The organism is Spongiactinospora gelatinilytica (assembly GCF_003236385.1).
Taxonomy (GTDB): Bacteria; Actinomycetota; Actinomycetes; order Streptosporangiales; family Streptosporangiaceae; genus Spongiactinospora; species Spongiactinospora gelatinilytica.
Genome location: NZ_POUA01000732.1, coordinates 1 through 1,265, shown reverse-complemented (window position 1 = coordinate 1,265; position 1,265 = coordinate 1). Strand labels below are relative to the sequence as shown.

Below are 1,265 nucleotides of genomic sequence, written 5' to 3'. Positions count from 1 at the left end.
ATCCTGGGCGGGGCGCTCGCCACCACGCTGCTGGTGATGCGCAGCGGCGACCGGGTCTCGGCCATCCGGATCTCCCAGCAGGTCGGCGCCGGGCAGGCGATCCCGGCGACCGCCATGGAAGAGGTACAGATCGCCAACACCGGCATCGGCTACGTCGCCTGGGTGCACCGCCAGCAGGTCACCAAGACCTTCGCCAAGGTCACCCTGCTGCCCGGCACCCTGCTCACCGAGCAGATGGTCGTCACCGCCAGCCAGGAACTCGGCCCCGGCAAGGCCAGGGTCGGCCTGTCCCTGAAATCCGGGCAGATCCCCTCGGGGATCAAGGCCGGAGACCGGGTCCAGGTCATCCACGTGCCGGGGCGGGCGGGCGACGCCGAGCCCGAGGTGCTCGCGCAGAGCGCGCTGGTGGACAGCGTCGGCGCCGCGGGCAGGAGCGGGTCGAGCGGGCAGATCACGGTGATCGTGAACAGCGAGCTGTCGCCGACCGTGGCCGGGTACGCGACCATCGGCGAGATCGCCGTCGCCGAGCTGCCGGGAGCCCACTGACATGGCGCTCATCGTGCTCGCCGCCGACAAGGGGGCGCCCGGCGTCACCACGGCCGCCACGGCGCTGGGCGCGGTCTGGCCCCGTTCGGTGCTGCTCGCCGAGTGCGACCCGGCGGGCGGCGACCTCGCCTACCGGCTTCCGGCCGCCGACGGCGGGGTGCTCAACCCGGCCAGGGGACTGCTCTCGCTGGGGGCCACCGCCCGCAGGGGGTTGACCGTCCAGCAGGTCCAGGAGCACTCCCAGAAGATCGTCGGCGGTCTCGACGTACTGACCGGCCTCACCCACGGCGAGCAGGCGGCGGGGCTCACCTGGCTGTGGGGCCCGCTCGGCCGTACTTTCGCGTCCGTCCCGGGGGCCGACGTGCTCGCCGACTGCGGCCGGCTGGGCGCGCACCCCGAGATCAACGACCTGATCACCGAGGCGGAGCTGGCCGTCCTGTTCGCCAGGGCCAGCCTCGACCACGTCGCCCACCTGCGCGAACGCCTGGCCGTACTCCCCAAGGGCCCCCAGCTCGGCGTGGTCGTGATCGCCGACCCCCGCCAGTACCGCTCCTCCATCGACGAGGTCCGCCGCATCGTCACCGCCACCGGCCGCGAGGTCGCCTTCGTCGGCGGCCTCGCCCACGACCCCAAGGGCGCCGAACTCCTCCGCGGCCAATGGGGCGGCCGCCTGGACCGCTCCCTCCTCATCCGCACCGCCCGCGAACTGGCCTCCCGCC

General features: G+C 73.8%; 2 protein-coding genes. Both read left to right on the top strand.

Translation table 11 applies throughout. The features are described 5' to 3' along the window. A partial coding sequence (locus C1I98_RS42360; protein ID WP_111172195.1) for a hypothetical protein occupies nt 1–546 on the top strand: 546 nt, incomplete at its 5' end. Nucleotide 547: 1 nt separating this feature from the next. Continuing rightward, on the top strand, nt 548–1,265 hold a 718-nt coding region (locus C1I98_RS38990), incomplete at its 3' end, for a hypothetical protein (protein ID WP_111172194.1).